Raw genomic sequence first — 18,805 nt, 5'->3', positions numbered from 1 at the left:
GTGCCGCCCCAAACGGGGCGGCACGCCATCTTTTATCAGCCAACTCGCTGAAGTAAGGCTGCGAAGGCCGCGAGGCCGGGAGGGGTTTCCTAAGGGCACATCCCGCAGCCGCAACGCGGCGAGGACGTGCCCGTGGAAACCCCGCAGGCCCCGCGGCCGGTGGGAGCAACGCTACTTTACGACCAAAATGTCGCAGTCGGTATTGCGCAGCAGGAACGTCGAAATCGAACCCAGAAGCGCATACTTGATCGAGGACAGGCCGCGAGCGCCGCAGAGCACCAGGTCGGGCTTGACCACGTCGAGCATCTCGTCCTTGAGCGTCTCGCGAATGCGGCCGGCGCGAATCATGACCTCGACCTCGGGAATGTCGGGATTGGCCTTGGCCTCTTCGAGCTGCTTGGCGATGGAGTTCTTAAATGCCTCCTCTAGGCCGTTGACCAGGTCGACCGGATAGGAGCCGGCGCTCTCGAGTGCCGTGGAATCGATAACGTGGCCGATAATCAGCTTGGCGCCGTTGTTCGCGGCGACCTTGATGGCGCGTGCGAGCACAAAATCCTGCTGCTCAGTACCGTCGAGTGAAACAAATACCTTGGTGTAGCCCTCGTTCATGGTTTCCTCCTTGGTCTATCGCACGGGCGCGGGGCTCGTGCGTCGGGCGGGCGCGGGTGCGTTGACCGCCGGACACTTTATCTTGTTGCAGTTATACCCAAGGATTTCGGTTTAACTGCTCGCAATTCTGTGAACGGGCGAGTTTTTTGGTAAGGGTAGGCGCGGTCGCACCGCCAACGGTTGATAATGGGACATCGCCCGCATCGTCCGCAGAACATCTACCGGCGGGTGTCTAACGAGGGGGTCCCTTTGGATATTATCGAGCTTCTAAAATCTGCCTTCATGGGCCTGGTCGAGGGCATCACCGAATGGCTGCCCGTTTCGTCGACGGGTCACATGATCTTGGTGGACGAGTTCGTCAAGATGAACGTGAGCGAGACGTTCTGGAATATGTTCCTGGTCGTGATTCAGCTCGGCGCCATTCTGGCCGTCTGCGTGCTGTTTTTCCACGAGCTCAACCCGTTCTCGCCCAGCAAGGGCAAGGAGGGCCGTCGCGACACCTGGGTGCTGTGGGGCAAGATTGTGCTCGGTTGCATTCCTGCGGCGGCGATCGGCCTGCCGCTCAACGACTGGATGGAGGAGCATTTCTACAACGCTCCCGTCGTGGCGCTGGCGCTCATTGTGTACGGCGTGCTGTTTATCGTGATAGAGAACTGGCGCGCGAGCAAGCGCGAGGAAATGGCCGTTGCCGGTTCGTTTGGTTCGCGTGCTGTGGTGTCGGGTGGACGTCCCGCCGGTGCGCACTTTGCGGCGTCCGCCACGGCTACCGCTGAGGATGAGGACGATGACGAGAATCTGGACTTTGGTTCCATCGCCACGCTCGAGGACCTCAGCTGGAAGACTGCGCTGGGTATCGGCTGCTTCCAGGTGCTTTCGCTGGTGCCTGGTACGTCTCGCTCCGGTTCTACCATCATCGGCGGCCTGCTTTTGGGCTGCACGCGCTCGGTGGCGTCTAAGTTTACGTTCTTCCTGGCTATTCCTGTTATGTTTGGCGCGAGTGCGCTCAAGCTGGTCAAGTACTTCATCAAGGGCGGCACGTTCGGCACCAACGAGATCGCCATCTTGGGCGTGGGCTGCGTTGTGGCCTTTGTGGTTTCGCTCATCGCCATCAAGTGGCTCATGGGCTTCGTCCGCCGTCACGACTTCAAGTGCTTCGGCGTTTACCGCATCATCCTGGGCATCGTAGTGCTCGCATACTTCTTCGTTCTGGAGCCCATGCTCGGCCTGTAACTTGGTTGACGCTGCGCGGCGGCCAGAGCGACAACTTGTCATTCAAAGAGGGTGGCATGACCAAAAGGTCTATGCCGCCCCTTTTCATGCCAATTTGTTCGCCCCGGCCACCGCTCGCTGCTGCTGCCATGACATCGGCGGTTTCGTGATTGTCAATTGATTGGTGCAGACTAACCTGACCCCATTGCACCAAATCCGCTGGGGCGGGTCCGACGGCGGCGCACGGAGTCGTGGTGTGATTTGCGTCGGTGTCCGCGCGGCTCGGTATACTGGTACGGCTCAAACTATGGCGCTGCCCGCAGGCGCGCCGTCCGTCAGATGAGGAGTCGCCCATGACCCAGCCCTTGCCCTGGGAAAAGAACGCCGCGGTACCCGTGCCGCCCGCGCCGGAACCCGTGCCGCTCGATGCATACACCGCCCCTGCTGCGCCGGAGCCCGAGCTCGTTCCGCTCGACATCTACGACGCTCCTGCGCCGGCACCCAAACCCGCCAAGCCGCTCGTCGACATCGACAGCCTTAATCCCGCCCAGCGCGAGGCCGTCCTGACCACCGAGGGCCCGTTGCTGGTGCTCGCCGGCGCCGGCTCGGGCAAGACCCGCGTCTTGACCTTCCGCATCGCACATATGCTCGGCGATCTGGGCGTTAAGCCTTGGCAGGTTCTTGCCATCACGTTTACCAACAAGGCCGCGGCAGAGATGCGCGAGCGTCTGGCAGCGCTCATCCCCAGCGGCACCCGCGGTATGTGGGTGTGCACCTTCCATGCCATGTGTGTGCGCATGCTGCGCGAGGACGCCGACCTGCTGGGCTACACCGGCCAGTTCACCATCTACGATGACGATGACTCAAAGCGCATGGTGCGTGACATTATGCAGGCGCTCGGCATCGAGCAAAAGCAGTTCCCCATCAACATGATCCGCAGCAAGATCAGCTCGGCCAAAAACGCCATGATCGGCCCCGAGGACATGCTCAAGAGCGCCGATAGCCCCAACGACAAAAAGGCCGCGCAGGTCTACCTAGAGCTGGAGCGCCGCCTGCGCGCCGCCAATGCGATGGACTTCGACGACCTGCTCGTGCGCGCGCTCGAGCTGCTGCGCACCCGTCCCGAGGTGCTCGATAAGTACCAAGAGCGCTTCCGCTACATTAGCGTCGACGAGTATCAGGACACCAACCACGTCCAGTACGAGATCGCCAACCTGCTGGCCGCCAAGTACCAAAACCTCATGGTCGTAGGCGACGATGACCAGTCCATTTATAGCTGGCGTGGCGCCGACATCACCAACATCTTGGACTTTGAGAAGGACTTTAAAAACTGCAAGACCGTCAAGCTGGAGCAGAACTATCGTTCCACGGGTCACATCCTGAGCGCCGCCAACGCCGTGGTGCGCCACAACTCGCAGCGCAAGGACAAGCGCCTGTTTACGGCCGAGGGCGATGGCGAGAAGATCCAGGCCTTCCAGGCGAGCGATGAGCGCGACGAGGGCCGCTGGATTGCCGGTGAGATCGAGAAGCTGCACTCCAAGGGCACGAGCTACGACGACATCGCCGTGTTCTACCGTACCAACGCCCAGTCGCGTATTCTCGAAGATATGTTCCTGCGCGCGGGCGTGCCCTACAAGATTGTGGGCGGCACGCGATTCTTCGACCGTGCCGAGATCCGCGACGTCATGGCCTACCTCAAGATGATCGTGAACCCGGCCGACGAGATGAGCGTCAAGCGCGTCATCAACACACCTCGCCGTGGTATCGGCTCCACCTCGATCCAAAAGATCGAGCAGCTGGCGCGCGACAACCGCTGCTCGTTCTTCCAGGCCTGCGAGATCGCGTGCGCCGAGACCGGTATGTTTAGCGCCAAGGTGCGCAATGGCCTGTCGAGCTTTGTGTCGCTGGTGCGCGAGGGTCGCCGCATGGACGGCGAGCTCAAGGACGTTGTCGAGATGATTGTCGATAAGACGGGCCTACTGCAGGCTTTCCGCGCCGAGGGCACCATGGAGTCCGAGAGCCGCGCCGAGAACATCCAGGAATTCCTGGGCGTCGCCGCCGAATTTGAGGAGACGCACGAGGATATCGAAGGTACGCTCGAGAGCTTGGAAGAGCTGCGCGCTGCCGGTGTTGCCGATGTGCCTGCTAGCGCCGAGCCCGAGCCTGTCGTGGTGAGCGCGCCTGCGCCCGAACCGGGGCCATCTGCCCCGGTATCCTCGTTTGAGGCGCTCGTTGGCGCGCGTGACGCCGCGGGCTCCAATCCGCTCGATAGCTTGGCCGCTCCGGCGCTGTCTCCGCAGGATGCCCTGGCCGCCGCCATCGCGGGCAACGCGTATGCCGCGCCGACGGAGATGCCGGCGGGTGCCGTGCATGCCGACGAGATCGAGCGCACCTACGGTCCGCTCACCTGTAAGGCGCTGCCGGCGCTCATGGAGTGGCTGGCCCTGCGCTCCGACTTGGATTCCCTGGCCGGCGAGACGCATGCCATTACCATGATGACCATCCACTCCGCCAAGGGCCTGGAGTTCCCGGCGGTGTTCGTGGCCGGCATGGAGGAGGGTATCTTCCCGCACGTGCACGACTTTGGCGGTAGTGACGATCCGGGCAAGCTCGAGGAGGAGCGTCGCTTGGCCTACGTCGCCATCACGCGTGCTCGCAAGCGCCTGTTCCTGACCTATGCGGCCACGCGTCGCACCTACGGCTCGACCTCTGCCAACCCGCGCTCGCGCTTCCTCAACGAGATTCCGTTTGAGGATATCGAGTTTAGCGGCATCGGTTCTGCCGGTTTTGAGGGCACGGGCTGGGAGAAACGCGGCGACCGACACGGCACCTTTGGATCGGGTATGGGCTCGGACATGTATGGCGGCAAGGTGTTTGGTTCGCATACGCGCTCGACCGGCGGTTCTGGTTCACGTGGTGGATCGAGCTTTGACGATTTCTTTGGCGGCAGCAGCTACGGGACCGAGCGCCATCGTGGGGTTTCGCCCGATGCCGGCCGTGTTGCCTCGACCTTTGGTTCGGGTGCGCCGCGAGCCAAAAAGCCGTCGTCCAAGGTGTCCCCGACGGTGGAGCGCAAGGTCGATCGTGCCAGCGCATCGCAGGACTTTGCCGCGGGCGATACCGTGAGCCACAAGACTTTTGGCACGGGTACCGTGCTCTCGGTCGTCGGAGACATGATCGAGGTCCAATTCGAAAAGACCGGCCAGACCAAAAAGCTTATGAAGGGCTTTGCTCCGATCGTCAAGCTGTCGTGATCCCGGCGGACCTGGGCGGGCGTATGGGGCAACATCGCCTGCTCGGGCAGTCCTGCTCGCACGGAGAGCACATTAAGTGCTCTCCGGCTCGTGCGGAACTCGCGATCGATGTTGCCCCATACGCCCGCCCAGGTCCTTAGATAACGTTGCTTGCGAACGTCGCTCTGCTCGTCCGCTTTTTTGATCTGGAGAGCCGGGTGGGCTGATATATATGGATAAGGGGCTCCTCCGTTGGTGGACGGGGGAGCCCCTTGTTGCGTTTTGGTTGTTGCTGCGACCTAGAGGTGGCTGATGATCAGTTCCATCTTGCCTTCGAGGTCGATGGAGCTGACGGTGTTCGGGGCCAGCAGGTGGCTTCCCTTGTGGACGGGGTCGCCGCAGACGGTGCCTTCGCCGTCGATGACCGACAGGCACATGAAGGGCCAGCGCTGGTCGAGGATCTTGCTGCCGTCGACACGCACGCGATCGACGGTGTAGCAGGGGTTAGACTCGAGCTCGGTCACGCCGTCCACCTCGGGCGCGGTCACGGTACCATCGACCGGGGCCTGGACGTCAAAGTCGATGCAGTCGAGGCTCTGCTTAATGTGCAGCGGGCGCAGTTTGCCGTCGGTGCCCGGGCGATCATAGTCGTACAGACGATACGTCACGTCGCTCGACTGCTGCGTTTCCAAAATGAGCGTGCCGGCCTTGATGGCGTGAACGGTACCGGAATCAATCTGGAAAAAGTCGCCCTTGTGGATCGGTAGTACGTTGAGCATGTCGTCCCAGCGGCCGTCCTTGATCATCTGTGCGGCCTCAGTGCGGTCTTTAGCACGCTGGCCGACGATGATCGTGGCGCCGGGCTCGCAATCCAGCACGTACCAGCACTCGGTTTTACCCAGGCTGCCGTTCTCGTGCTCGGCGGCGTACTCGTCGTTGGGATGAATCTGGATCGAAAGGTCGTCCTTGGCGTCCAGAATCTTGATGAGCAGCGGGAACTCCTTGCCCTCGCAGTTGCCAAAGAGCTCGCGGTGCTCGGCCCACAGCCACGACAGCGTGTGGCCGGCGTACGGTCCCTCCGCAATCTGGCAGTCACCGTTGGGATGGGCCGAGATGGCCCAGCACTCACCGATGGGACCTTCGGGAATGTCGTAACCAAATACGGTTTCGAGCTGGCGGCCACCCCAGATCTTCTCGTGGAAGATCGGCGTCAGTTTAATCAAATCGGACATATTCATACCCCCATTATGTTGCGCGGGCGTTGCACAAAACAGCTCAAAACGAGCGCCCGCGTGACTACAAAAACCTATGCCAACGTTACGTTGTGCAACTCAAAGCGGTCGCCAACGTTGCGCGAGATCGAATACTCAAAGGCGGCGCCGCTGTCCAAAAAGCCAATTTGGGTGAGCTCGAGCAGGGGAGAGCCAAGTTTGGTGTCCAGACGCTCGGCTTCTTCCTCGGTTGCTGCCACGGCGCGAATGGTACGGTGGAAGCTCGAAATCTTCAGCCCACATTGCTCGCGGATGAAGCGGTAGACCGATCCGTACAGGTCCTTCTTTTTCAGCCCCGGAATCAGCTCGAGGGGCATGTAGGTGTACTCGATAACGATGGGCTTCTCATCGGCCTGGCGCACGCGCACAACGTGATAGGCAAAGTCATCCTCGGCAATTCCCAGCTGGGCTGCGATGTCCGCCGGTGGATTAACGATCGAGAAATCGTAGACCACCGAGGTCACCTTCTCCCCGCGGTGCTCATACGAAAAACCCTGGGCACGGTCGTTTTTGCCCTGGAAAAACGCCTGGCCGGGAAGCCCCGCCGTGTCCTTAACGTAGGTACCCGATCCACGCCGGCTGGTAATAAGACCTTCTTCGGTGATTTGTTCAATAGCTCGTTTGACGGTGATTTTGGAAACGTTATAGAGCTTGCAGAACTCAACGACGGTAGGAAGCTTGTCGCCCGGTTTAAGAGCGCCATCCTCGATAGTGCGACGAATATCTGCAGCTATCGCCTCGTATTTGGGAATCATGGAACCTCCTTTCCAACTTGGTTGAGTATAAAAGAAAGTATAGTTAACACCTAAGCATCCCTATTATATATTTAAAAAGTTCGAGAAAGATATAATTAAAAGTCGCTTTGCATATAAATTAGAGCGCTCTAAATAGATAAACATCTGAGTAATGTCGTGTTAAGCGGCCATTCGCGTTTTCCCAGATAAAACCTGCCAAAACAAACCTGTCCCTTTTTGGTAGGTTTTTGCCTTGGGAGCGGTACCATACAGGCAATGTTTAAACGAGAAAGGCGGGCTCCCATGGAACCTAAGCAGTACTACATCGGCATCGACGTCGGCGGCACTTCGGTTAAGGAGGGCCTGTTCGACGAGGACGGCAACCTGCTTGCCAAGGCCAGCGTGCCCACGCCTCCTATCGTTGACGCTGCGGGCTTTGCCGCGGTGACCGAGGCTATCGACCAGGTGGTCGCCAAGGCACAGATTCCGCGTGCCTTTGTGGCGGGCATTGGCCTGGCCGTTCCGTGTCCCATCCCGGCGTCGGGCGATGCCAAGGTCAAGGCCAACATTGCCATTAACCTGCCCGAGCTGAGGGTCGCCATTCAGGAGCACTGCCCCGATGCGGTCGTTAAGTATGAGAACGATGCCAACGCCGCTGCCATGGGCGAGGCCTGGCTCGGTTCTGCCAAGGGCGTGCAGAACGTAGTTATGGTCACCATCGGTACCGGCGTGGGCGGCGGCGTTATCGTTAACGGCGATGTGGTATCGGGCGTTGTGGGTGCTGGCGGCGAGATCGGCCACATGTGCCTGAACCCGGCTGAGGAGCGCACCTGCGGCTGCGGCGGCCATGGCCACCTGGAGCAGTATTCCAGCGCCACCGGCGTGGTGAGCAACTACCTTGCCGAGTGCAAGAAGGCGGGCGTCGACCCCATCGAGCTCACCGGCCCCTCCGATTCCAAGGACGTGTTCCAGGCCTGCCGCGAGGGCGACAAGCTTGCGCTGGCCGCGGCCGATACCATGGCCGACTATCTCGGTCGCGCACTGGCGCTTATTGCCAACGTGGTTGATCCCGAGATGTTCCTCATCGGCGGCGGCGCCTCTGCCTCGGCCGATGTCTACCTCGACAAGGTTCGCGAGCACTTTAAGCAGTACGCGCTTTCCGCCTCGCGCGAGACGCCCATTAAGGTCGCTTCGCTCGGAAACGACGCCGGCATCATCGGTGCCGCCTACGTAGCCCTGCGCGCCGCCGGCAAATAGCTGGTGCAAGGAGGCCAAGGCTGCGCCCCAAAATATGCCGTGGCCCTTCCGTCTGCGAAGGCTCGGCATCGGCGTGCTACCATAGCTACGTCCAAGTACACATATCAAGTGGAGGATATCCATGGCAAACGTTCTTGTCTTTGGTCACCAGAACCCCGATAACGACGCCATCATGAGCGCACTCGTCCTGTCCCAGTTGCTCAACCAGGTTGAGTATGCCGGCAACACCTACGAGGCCTGCGCCCTTGGTCAGCTTCCGGCCGAGTCCGCCAAGCTGCTCGCCGACGCTGGCATTGCCGAGCCCCGCGTGATTGATTCCGTCGAGGCCGGTCAGCTCGTCGTCCTCACCGACCACAACGAGTCTGCCCAGTCCGTCGCCGGCCTTAAGGACGCCACGGTCTTTGGCGTCATCGACCATCACCGCATCGGCGACTTCGAGACCGCCGGTCCGCTGCACTACATCTGCCTGCCCTGGGGCTCCAGCTGCACCATCGTCACCAAGCTTGCCGGCGTGCTCGGCGTTGAGCTTTCCGACGTCCAGGCCAAGCTGCTGCTCTCGGCCATGATGACCGACACGCTCATGCTCAAGAGCCCCACCACCACCGATGTCGACCGCGCCGTCGCCGCCAAGCTCGGCGAGCAGGTGGGCGTCGATCCGGTCAAGTTTGGCATGGAGGTCTTCCTCACCCGTCCGTCCGGCTCCTTCACTGCAGCCGAGATGGTCGGCAACGACATCAAGATGTTCGAGCCCGCCGGCAAGAAGCTGCTCATCGGCCAGTACGAGACCGTCGACAAGAGCCGTGCGCTTGGCATGATTGACGAGATCCGCGAGGCCATGCGCGCCTACGCCGCCGAGAAGGGTGCCGACGGCATTGTCCTGTGCATTACCGACATCATGGAGGAGGGCTCGCAGGTCCTGCTCGAGGGCGAGACCGAGGCTGCTCAGAAGGGTCTGGGCATTGCCGACGAGCACGACGGCGTCTGGATGCCGGGCGTCCTCTCCCGTAAGAAGCAGGTCGCTGCCCCCATCATGGCCGCCTGCTAGGTTTAGTTGACCAAACGCCACGACCGGATCGCGGACGCCCCGCGCTCCGGTCGTTTTTTGTGCGCGGCGCCGCGTTGTCTCTTGGACAGGCGTGCCCGTGCCGTTGAGCAAATAATGTTCAACCTGTGGTTCCGCTTTTCGGTCACGCCTGCGTGCTTGTCGTGCAGGGTAGGCTAGATGCAAGCGTAATACGTTAGAGCGCGGCGCCGCCACTTGGGCGGGCCGTGCTTTTTTAAGACGGGAGCTTTCCCGTGAAAGGAGCCGCCCATGGCAGCAACTGAGCAGCTGTTCAACGTTCGTGAGCGCAAGCGTTTTGAGCGCCACGACATCTGGGAGCGCATCGCCGAGAACGGCACGATTTCCGCCGCCGTCATGGTCTTCGCCGCCATCGCCGCCGTCATTTGCGCCAATACCGATGCCTACGAGGCCATCCATCACTTTTTGGAGACCCCGCTGTATGTGGGTCTGGGCAACCTTACGGCCGGTCTCACCGTTGAGCTTTTCGTCAACGACTTCCTCATGGCGATTTTCTTTTTGCTGGTGGGCATTGAGCTCAAGTATGAAATGACGGTCGGCGAGCTCAAAAACCCGCGCCAGGCTATGCTTCCCATGCTGGCGGCCGTGGGCGGCGTCGTCGTTCCCGCCTGCATCTATCTGATCTTTAACCATGCCGGCGCGCACAACGGCTGGGCCATTCCCATGGCAACCGATATTGCCTTTGCGCTGGGCGTGCTGTCGCTTTTGGGCAATCGCGTGCCCAACGGCGTGCGTGTGTTCTTCTCGACGCTCGCCATCGCCGACGACCTCATCTCCATCGCCGCCATCGCCATCTTCTACGGTCAGAGCCCCAATCCGTTTTGGTTGGGCGCCGCCGCGCTTGTGACCTGCGCGCTCGTGTGGCTCAACAGGACGCAGCATTACCGCCTTGCCCCGTACTCGGTGCTGGGCCTGCTGCTGTGGTTCTGCATGTTCAAGAGCGGCGTGCACGCTACGCTTGCCGGCGTCATCCTGGCCTTCACCATCCCGGCCAAGTGCGGCGTCAAGCTCGATAGCCTCACCGATTGGTTGGGGGAGTGCCTGCCGCTGCTCGATGACCGCTACGATGACGAGGCGCACATCCTGGGTCAGCATGACTTTACCGTCTCGACCACCAAGGTCGAGCGCGTCATGCACCGCGTGACCCCGCCGCTCATCCGCATGGAGCGTCTGATCTCCACGCCGGTCAACTTTGTGATTCTGCCGATCTTTGCGTTCGTGAACGCGCAGGTTCGCCTAGTGGGCGTGGACATGAGCACGCTGCTCACCGACCCGGTGACGCTCGGCGTGTACTTTGGCATGCTGCTGGGCAAGCCGATCGGAATCTTTGGCATGACGTTTGCCCTGGTTAAGCTTAAGGCCTGCGAGCTGCCGCACAATGTCAACTGGCACATGATTGCCGGCGTGGGCATTCTGGGCGGTATCGGCTTTACCATGTCGATTCTCATCAGCGGCCTTGCCTTCCCGACGGCCCAGTTTGAGGTTCTTGCAGCCAAGGCCGCTATTCTCGCCGGTTCGGTCACCGCAGCCGTGCTCGGCATGATCTACATGAGCGTGGTCTGCAAGCATCCCTCGCCCAAAGACGAGTAAGAGCGCGAAAACCGGCTCCAGAACCGATTCGGGCGCGTTCAAAATGCGGATTCGGGCGGTGCTTGCCGCCTGCCAGACACGCCAGTGGTCAAAAAACGCCGTTTGTGAGTACTGTCACAAACGGCGTATCATTTTAGGTGCGGAAAATAATGAACAAAGTTATAAGAACTGTACGTTAATGAGTGACCATCGACTTCCAATTTGGCGCTAGCTGACGGTGATTAGGGAGTTTCAAGTCGAGTTTTGCCGATTTCGACCAAGAAACGCTGCTACTAAAAAGGTGACAGTACTCATATTTGCCCTTTTTTGGCCACAAGCCCTAAAACAAGCCTCGCCAGGGTCGGGAAACGGGCCAAATGCCGGCCTCGAGGCTTATTCCACGGTGCCGTAGACGGCGCCCCAGCCGTGGGCGGCCAAGGCGGAGTTGAGCTGGTCGCAAAGTGACTGGCGGTCGTAGTAGCCGGGCGGCAAAAGATTCACGATCTCCATGAGGTCGGGCGCCAGGTCCAAGATTTCGGCCTGTACGATCAGATCCAGGCGGTCGATGGCGTGGCGGTCGTAAAACAGTCCGTCGACCAGGCGCTGCAAGTCGCCGAATTCCTCGGCCTGAAACGATCCGTACTCCATAGTGCCTCCTTGGGCGCCCCACGCCGGCATGCGCGGCGATTCGTAATTGATTGCGATGAACTTAATCTATCACGGCTTCATAACGTTGCGACGATGGCGGTCTATACTTAGACGAACTGCAACGTACCGCTTCGCGAAAGGTCGCACCCCATGCAGACGATCTACCAGAAGATGGAAACCACCGAACTCGATGCCGCCATCGAGGCGCTTAAAGCCGAGGTTGCCGAGGTCAAGGCCAAGGGCCTGGCGCTCGACATGGCGCGCGGCAAGCCGTCGCCCTCCCAGGTGAACATTTCTCGCCCCATGCTCGATATCCTCAATGCCGATGCCGATCTGCACGACGGCAATGTCGACTGCTCCAACTACGGTTGCTTCGAGGGCATTCCCTCGGCACGCAAGCTGGCGGGGGAGTTCCTGGGTTGTCCTGCCGAGCAGACGCTCGTACTGGGCTCATCGAGCCTGCTGATCGAGCACGATATCGCCGGTATGTTCTGGCGTTGCGGCTCGTGCGGCAGCGACCCTTGGGAGGCTTACGAGGCAGCGCACGACGGCAAGAAGGTCAAGTTCCTGTGCCCCGTTCCCGGCTACGATCGCCACTTTGGCATCACCGCCGACTTGGGCATCGAGAACGTCCCCGTCGCGATGACCGACAACGGCCCCGACATGGACGAGGTTGAGCGCCTGGTTGCCACCGACGACTCCATCAAGGGCATCTGGTGCGTGCCCAAGTATTCCAACCCCACGGGCATCACCTTTAGCGAGGACACTGTGCGTCGCCTGGTCGAGATGCCCACGGCCGCGCCCGATTTCCGCATCTTCTGGGACAACGCCTACTGCGTGCACGACCTGTACGACGAGACCGACGAGCTCGCCAACATCTTCGATCTTGCCCGCGCGGCGGGCACCGAGGACCGCGTGGTGGCCTTTGCCTCGACGTCCAAGATCACCTTCCCGGGTGCCGGCATCGGCTTTATCGGTGCGAGCCCCGCGGTCATCGCCGAGTTCTCCAAGCGCCTGAAGGCCGGTCTTATTAGCGCCGACAAGCTCAACCAGCTGCGTCACGTGCGTTTCCTTCCCACCATCGAGGCGGTCAAGGAGCACATGAAAAAGCATGCCGAGTTCCTGCGCCCGCGCTTTGAGGCCGTTGAGCGTAAACTCACCGAGGGCTTGGGCAACACGGGTTGCGCCACTTGGACTCATCCCCATGGCGGCTACTTTGTGAGTTTCGATGGCCCCGAGGGCTCGGCCCAGAAGGTCGCCGCGCTTTGTGCCGACCTGGGCGTCAAGCTCACGCCGGCTGGTGCCACCTGGCCTTATGGCAAGGATCCGCGCGACACCAACATCCGCATCGCGCCGAGCTATCCCACGGTCGAGGACCTGGAGGCCGCGCTCGATGTGCTGGTGCTGGCCGTCAAGCTCGTCGCTGCCGAGCTTGCGCGTTCCGAGCGCGCCTAACGCGTAGGACCCCGCAAGTCCGCGCCTAGTACTATCCGCACTTTCGATACGTAAAGGAGCGTATACATGGATTTGGGTATTTCAACCAACCCCACGCCAGAGCTCTACACCATTAAGGTGACCGGTGAGATCGATATCTCTAACGCCGATAGCCTGCGCAATGCCATCGACCTGGCGCTCGAGCAGCCCACTGAGGCCGTTGAGCTCGATTTTGCCCAGGTGAGCTACATCGATTCGACGGGCATTGGCGTGCTTGTGGGCGCCGCACACCACGCGGTTGACCACGGCAAGCGCTTTAGCTGCACGAATATGCAGCCCCCGGTGATGCGCGTGGTTCAGCTGTTGGGTGTCGACCAGGAGATTTCGATCACCGCTGCATAATCTTTGCCCCCAAAAGGGCGTGCCGTTTGGCATATGTTTGTGATGCGCTCGGACGTTTTGGCGTCCGGGCGCTATACTTGACCGAATGAATAGACGAGTTCCGGCCGAATGGCGCGGTGCGGGCTCGACTCACATCGAGCCTTGGAGGTATGTGTGTTTGGTATTGGAGAGGGTGAGCTCGCGATCATCGTGGTCTTCGGCTTTTTGCTGTTTGGCCCGGATAAGCTCCCGCAGATGGGCCGCACGATCGGCCGTGCCATCCGTCAGTTCCGCGAGACGCAGGAAAAGATGACGGCCGTTGTTCAGTCCGAGATTATCGATCCGGTGAGCGAGGCCGCGTCGGCCCCGGTCAAGCCCAAGAAGACTGCTGCGACCGACGACGATTCCGATGCGGACGAGGATGCCGCCGAGACGGCAGCGCCCGCCAAGAAGGAGACCTTTGCCGAGCGTCGCGCCCGTCTTGCTGCCGAGAAGGCCGCAAGCGAGGGTGCTGCTGAGGGCGAAGGCGCTGTTGATGAGGCCGAGGGTACAGAGCCTGCTACTGCCGTCGAGCCCGAGCCTGCTGCAGAGCCCGAGCCCGAGCCGGCAGAGCCCACGACGGCTGACCTCTACGCCCGCCGTCCCCGCAAGCGCAAGGCTGTCGTCGACCAGCTCGCTCGCGAGCTCGAGGCCGAGGACGCTGCCGAGACTGCTGCCGCCGATGCTCCGAAGGGAGGCGATGAGTAATGCCAATCGGACCTGCGCGTATGCCGCTCTTCGATCACCTGGGAGAGCTCCGTCGCCGCCTGACCATCGTGGTCGTGTCGGTGTTTGCCGCCGCCATCGTGCTGTACTTTGCCACGCCCGTGGTGCTCGATATCCTCGAGGATCCCATCCGCTCGTTTGTGCCGGACGGTAAGTTCTACATCACCACCACGCTCGGCGGTTTTGGCCTGCGCTTCTCGCTGGCCATCAAGATGGCCGTGGTCATGTGCACGCCCATGATCATCTGGCAGATTCTGGCATTTTTCCTGCCGGCACTGCGCCCCAACGAGCGCAAATGGGTCGTACCCACGGTGCTCGCCTCGACGGTGCTGTTCTTCCTGGGCGCCATCTTCTGCTACTTCATCATTATCCCGGCGGGCTTTGAGTGGCTCATCGGCGAGACCTCGGCTGTCGCTACGGCGTTGCCCGATCTGGAGAACTACGTCAACATGGAGCTGCTCTTTATGATCGGCTTTGGTGTGGCGTTTGAGCTGCCGCTCATCATCTTCTACCTGTCCGTTTTCCACATCGTGTCCTATGCGGCCTTCCGCAGCGCCTGGCGCTACGTGTACGTAGGCCTGCTCGTGGGTTCGGCTGTGATCACGCCCGACGGCTCGCCCGTTACGCTGGGTCTCATGTATGGCGCCCTGCTCTCGCTCTACGAGATTTCGCTCGCCATCGCTCGCGTGGTCATTACCGCGCGCGAGGGTAAGGAGGGCCTGTTCGTGAGCCGTCTGGACCTGTTCTCGGACGACGAGGACGACGAGGAGTAAATCGGTATGCACGAGGTTGGCATTGTCAACGGCATACTCGATACAGTGATTCGCGCGGCGCGTGGGGCGGGGGCCTCGCGCGCCGTTTTGGTAACGCTGCGTATCGGGGATATGACCGAGGTCGTGCGCGAGGCGCTCGACTTTGCGTGGGAGACGTTTCGCGACGAGGACCCGCTCACGCGCGGCTGCGAGCTTGCCGTGGAGGAGGTCCATCCACAAAGCGAGTGTCTGGACTGCGGCGAGGTTTTCGACCACGATCGCTTCCACTGTCGCTGTCCTCAGTGTGGTGGTGCCAACGTGCGCCTACTGCACGGCCGCGAGCTCGATATCGCAAGTATCGAAATCGAAACCCCCGACGATTAGCCCGCTAGCCATCTGGTGATGGGGTATAAAGGGGCCAAAGTAAGGAGCGCTAAGTATGGCCGAGAAAACGATTGATATTGCATCGCCGATTCTGTCGCGCAACGAGCGCCTGGCAGATCAGCTGCGTCAGCGATTTAATGAGACAAACACCTACGTGATCAATGTGCTGTCGAGCCCCGGCTCGGGCAAGACCACCACGATTCTGGGCACCAACGAGCGCCTGCGTGACAAAGCCGGCCTGCGCTGTGCTGTCATCGAGGGCGATATCGCCTCGGACGTCGACGCCATCACCATGAAGGAAGCCGGCATGTCCGCCATTCAGATCAACACGGGCGGCCTGTGCCACCTCGAGGGCAACATGATCATGGAGGCCGTCGATGCCTTCGACCAGGCCGTCGGTCTGGAGAACATCGACGTCATCTTTATCGAAAACGTGGGCAACCTGGTCTGCCCGGTCGACTTTGACCTGGGCGAGAACCTGTCCATCATGATTCTCTCGGTGCCCGAGGGCGACGACAAGCCCATCAAGTACCCGGGCATCTTCCAACACGCCGGCGCGCAGCTGCTCAACAAGGTCGACGTGGCTCCGGCTTTCGATTTTGACATGGATAGGTATACTAAGACACTCGATGACCTCAATCCGCAGGCGCCGCGGTTTGCCGTGAGCGCGCGCAAGGGCGAGGGCATGGATGCCTGGTGCGATTGGCTCATCGGGCAGATTGAGCAAGCAAGGGCGTAAGTCGGCCGCCATACGGGCGGGCGTAGCCGCAGAGACACGAGATAGGAGCCTCTTTTGAAGCTCATCATCGCAGAGAAAAACGACGCCGCGCGTCAGATTGCCGAGCGTCTGTCCACGGGCAAACCCAAAAAGGACAAGGTGTACAACACCGCCATCTACCGTTTTGAGTGGAAGGGCGAGGAGTGCGTGACCATCGGCCTTGCCGGTCACATCCTTGCGCCCGATTTTTGCGACAGCGTGCTGTTCGATAAAAAGCTGGGCTGGTATTCGGTTACCGAGGACGGCGAGATGCTGCCGGCCGATATGCCCGATGGCCTGGCTCGCCCGCCGTACGATACCAAGCGCAAGCCGTTCCTTGCCGATGGTATCTCCATCAAGGGCTGGAAGCTCGAGAGCCTGCCTTACCTCACCTGGGCGCCCGTCATTAAGCTGCCGGCCGAAAAGGAGCTCATCCGCTCGCTCAAGAACCTTGCCAAGAAGTCCGACAGCGTCATTATCGCCACGGACTTCGACCGCGAGGGCGAACTGATCGGTTCGGACGCCCTCAACAAGGTGCGCGAGGTTGCGCCCGACTTGCCGGTCGCCCGCGCCCAGTATTCTTCGTTTACCAAGGCCGAGATTACGCAGGCCTTCGATAATCTTGTCTCGCTCGACCAGAATCTGGCCGACGCCGGCGAGAGCCGCCAGCACATCGACCTCATTTGGGGCGCGGTGCTCACGCGCTACCTGACGCTCGCCAAGTTTGGCGGCTTTGGCAACGTGCGCTCCGCCGGCCGCGTGCAGACTCCGACGCTCGCCCTGGTGGTCGAGCGCGAACGCGAACGCATGGCGTTTGTGCCCGAGGACTATTGGCAGATTCGCGGCATGGGTGCCGCTCAGGGTGCTGCCGAGGATGACCGCTTTAAGATTGCGCACAAGACGACACGTTTTACCGACAAAGATGCTGCCGAGACGGCGTACGGCCACGTCGACGGCGCTACGACGGCAACCGTCGCCGCGGTGACCAAGCGCTCCCGCAAGCAGCAGCCGCCCACGCCGTTTGCGACGACCTCGCTGCAGGCTGCCGCCGCGGCCGAGGGCATCTCACCTGCACGTACCATGCGCATCGCCGAGTCCCTCTACATGGCGGGCCTCATCAGCTACCCGCGTGTCGACAACACCGTGTATCCCGCGACGCTCGATTTGGGCGCCGTGGTGAGTGACCTGGCAAAGATCAACCCGGCGCTGGCGCCCGTGTGCAAAAAGGTACTCGCTGGTCCCATGAAGCCCACGCGCGGTAAAGTCGAGACCACCGACCACCCGCCTATCTACCCCACGGGCGAGGGCGATCCGTCCACGCTCGACGGCGGCCAGCGCAAGCTCTACGACCTCATCGCCCGTCGCTTCCTGGCGACGCTTATGGGTCCCGCGACCATCGAGAACACCAAGCTCGAGCTCGACGTGAACGGTGAGCCGTTCGTGGCTTCGGGCGATGTGCTCGTGACTCCGGGCTTCCGCGAGGCGTATCCGTATGGACTTAAGCGCGACGAGCAGATGCCGCCGCTGATGCAGGGCGATACGGTCGACGTTTTCGACATTAAACTCGAGGCCAAGCAGACCGAGCCGCCCGCGCGCTACAGCCAGGGCAAGCTCGTGCAGGAGATGGAAAAGCGCGGCCTGGGTACCAAGTCCACGCGTGCGAGCATCATCGAGCGCCTGTATGCCGTGCGCTATCTCAAAAATGATCCCGTTGAGCCGAGCCAGCTGGGCATCGCCATCATCGATGCGCTGACGCAATTTGCCCCGCGCATCACGAGCCCCGATATGACCAGCGAGCTCGACGGCGACATGACTCGCGTCGAGCGCGGCGAGGACACCGAAGAGCATGTCGTGACGCACTCGCGTGCGCTGCTGGCCGGCGTGCTCGACGAGCTGCTCAAGCATACGCAGGAGCTCGGCGACGCCATCAGCGACGCCGTCACGGCCGATGCGCGCGTGGGCGCCTGCCCCAAGTGCGGCAAGGACCTGGTTATGAAGACGAGCGCCAAGACCCGCGGCAGCTTCATTGGCTGCATGGGCTGGCCCGACTGCGACGTGACCTATCCGGTGCCGAGCGGCGTCAAGGTGAGCCCGCTCGAGGGCGAGGCCGCCGTGTGCCCCGAGTGCGGTGCGCCGCGCATCAAGTGTCAGCCGTTCCGCCAGAAGGCTTTCGAGATCTGCGTGAACCCGAGGTGCCCCACCAACTACGAGCCTGACCTTAAGGTGGGCGAGTGCAAGGTGTGCGCCGAGGCCGGACGCCATGGCGACCTGATCGCGCACAAGAGCGAGAAGAGCGGCAAGCGCTTTATCCGCTGCACCAACTACGATGACTGTGGCGTGAGCTATCCTCTACCGGCGCGCGGTAAGCTCGAGGCGACGGGTGAGACCTGCCCCGAGTGCGGCGCTCCCATCGTGGTGGTCAACACGGCGCGCGGCCCGTGGCGCATCTGCGTGAACATGGACTGCCCGACCAAGGAGAAGAAGCCCGCCCGCGGCCGCAAGACCGCGACTAAGGCGAGCTCGGCAAAGAAGACGACGGCGGCCAAGAAGACCACGGCTAAGAAAGCCACTGCCGCCAAGAAGACGACCGCGAAGAAGTCGACTGCCAAGAAAACAACCGCCGACAAGTAACGGCGCAGTCGAAACATTGCCCAAAAAACGAGCGAGGACCCCGCGATCCTCGCTCGTTTTTTTGACCGGCAGTTAGGGACGTTCTTTTTC

Annotated in this window: 16 protein-coding genes; 12 read left to right on the top strand and 4 right to left on the bottom strand. The window is 61.3% G+C overall.

What is annotated here, in order from left to right:
* Positions 1–171: 171 nt before the first annotated feature.
* On the bottom strand, positions 172–609 hold the full coding sequence (locus DWY03_RS05705; protein ID WP_006235921.1) for a universal stress protein: 438 nt from the start codon (positions 607–609) through the stop codon (positions 172–174).
* Positions 610–858: 249 nt separating this feature from the next.
* On the opposite strand from DWY03_RS05705, the gene DWY03_RS05700 reads away from it, so the two are divergent.
* The gene (locus tag DWY03_RS05700; protein ID WP_117564917.1) at positions 859–1,839 is read left to right on the top strand and encodes an undecaprenyl-diphosphate phosphatase; all 981 of its coding nucleotides are present in this window, start codon (positions 859–861) and stop codon (positions 1,837–1,839) included.
* 332 nt (positions 1,840–2,171) lie between these two features.
* A complete protein-coding gene (locus DWY03_RS05695) occupies positions 2,172–5,072 on the top strand; it encodes an ATP-dependent helicase (protein WP_117840135.1) in 2,901 nt (966 codons plus the stop codon).
* 278 nt (positions 5,073–5,350) lie between these two features.
* Here the strand turns inward: DWY03_RS05695 and DWY03_RS05690 are convergent, their stop codons facing one another.
* The gene (locus tag DWY03_RS05690) at positions 5,351–6,289 is read right to left on the bottom strand and encodes a type I phosphomannose isomerase catalytic subunit (RefSeq protein ID WP_117840134.1); all 939 of its coding nucleotides are present in this window, start codon (positions 6,287–6,289) and stop codon (positions 5,351–5,353) included.
* Between the two features lie 68 nt (positions 6,290–6,357).
* Complete coding sequence (locus DWY03_RS05685) at positions 6,358–7,077, bottom strand: GntR family transcriptional regulator (RefSeq protein WP_117840133.1); 720 nt, start codon at positions 7,075–7,077, stop codon at positions 6,358–6,360.
* A 282-nt stretch (positions 7,078–7,359) separates the two neighbouring features.
* On the opposite strand from DWY03_RS05685, the gene DWY03_RS05680 reads away from it, so the two are divergent.
* The 3 genes from DWY03_RS05680 (at position 7,360) to nhaA (ending at position 10,984) form a co-directional block, all read left to right on the top strand.
* Positions 7,360–8,313 (top strand): ROK family protein, encoded by a 954-nt coding sequence (locus tag DWY03_RS05680; protein ID WP_231500764.1) that lies wholly within the window; start codon positions 7,360–7,362, stop codon positions 8,311–8,313.
* 121 nt (positions 8,314–8,434) lie between these two features.
* The gene (locus DWY03_RS05675; RefSeq protein ID WP_117840131.1) at positions 8,435–9,358 is read left to right on the top strand and encodes a manganese-dependent inorganic pyrophosphatase; all 924 of its coding nucleotides are present in this window, start codon (positions 8,435–8,437) and stop codon (positions 9,356–9,358) included.
* 267 nt (positions 9,359–9,625) lie between these two features.
* Positions 9,626–10,984, top strand: a complete 1,359-nt coding sequence (gene nhaA / locus DWY03_RS05670; protein ID WP_117840130.1) for a Na+/H+ antiporter NhaA — start codon at positions 9,626–9,628, stop codon at positions 10,982–10,984.
* Positions 10,985–11,356: 372 nt separating this feature from the next.
* Here the strand turns inward: nhaA and DWY03_RS05665 are convergent, their stop codons facing one another.
* Positions 11,357–11,611, bottom strand: coding sequence for a hypothetical protein (locus DWY03_RS05665; RefSeq protein WP_022093864.1), 255 nt, complete (start codon positions 11,609–11,611; stop codon positions 11,357–11,359).
* A gap of 150 nt (positions 11,612–11,761) precedes the next feature.
* Between DWY03_RS05665 and DWY03_RS05660 the strand changes: the two genes are divergently transcribed.
* From DWY03_RS05660 to DWY03_RS05630, 7 genes are all read left to right on the top strand, one after another.
* Positions 11,762–13,066 (top strand): aminotransferase class I/II-fold pyridoxal phosphate-dependent enzyme, encoded by a 1,305-nt coding sequence (locus tag DWY03_RS05660; protein WP_117806781.1) that lies wholly within the window; start codon positions 11,762–11,764, stop codon positions 13,064–13,066.
* 66 nt (positions 13,067–13,132) lie between these two features.
* Positions 13,133–13,447 (top strand): STAS domain-containing protein, encoded by a 315-nt coding sequence (locus DWY03_RS05655; protein ID WP_117840129.1) that lies wholly within the window; start codon positions 13,133–13,135, stop codon positions 13,445–13,447.
* A 153-nt stretch (positions 13,448–13,600) separates the two neighbouring features.
* Entirely contained in the window at positions 13,601–14,173 is a 573-nt protein-coding gene (locus DWY03_RS05650) for a twin-arginine translocase TatA/TatE family subunit (protein ID WP_158555265.1), read from the top strand.
* Positions 14,173–14,964, top strand: coding sequence for a twin-arginine translocase subunit TatC (gene tatC / locus DWY03_RS05645; RefSeq protein WP_055285525.1), 792 nt, complete (start codon positions 14,173–14,175; stop codon positions 14,962–14,964). The genes DWY03_RS05650 and tatC overlap by 1 nt, the downstream gene beginning before the upstream one ends.
* Before the next feature lie 6 nt (positions 14,965–14,970).
* Complete coding sequence (gene hypA / locus DWY03_RS05640) at positions 14,971–15,327, top strand: hydrogenase maturation nickel metallochaperone HypA (protein WP_022093859.1); 357 nt, start codon at positions 14,971–14,973, stop codon at positions 15,325–15,327.
* A gap of 55 nt (positions 15,328–15,382) precedes the next feature.
* Positions 15,383–16,066, top strand: a complete 684-nt coding sequence (hypB, locus tag DWY03_RS05635; RefSeq protein WP_117840128.1) for a hydrogenase nickel incorporation protein HypB — start codon at positions 15,383–15,385, stop codon at positions 16,064–16,066.
* 54 nt (positions 16,067–16,120) lie between these two features.
* Positions 16,121–18,715 carry a DNA topoisomerase I gene (locus tag DWY03_RS05630; protein WP_117840127.1) on the top strand — a complete coding sequence of 865 codons (2,595 nt, stop codon included), beginning with the start codon at positions 16,121–16,123 and terminating at the stop codon, positions 18,713–18,715.
* Positions 18,716–18,805: the final 90 nt, after the last annotated feature.

The sequence above is a fragment of the Collinsella sp. AF23-2 genome, from assembly GCF_003459245.1.
Taxonomy (GTDB): domain Bacteria; phylum Actinomycetota; class Coriobacteriia; order Coriobacteriales; family Coriobacteriaceae; genus Collinsella.
Note: the sequence above shows the minus strand (reverse complement) of the source record. Positions and strands in the feature narration are given on the sequence as shown.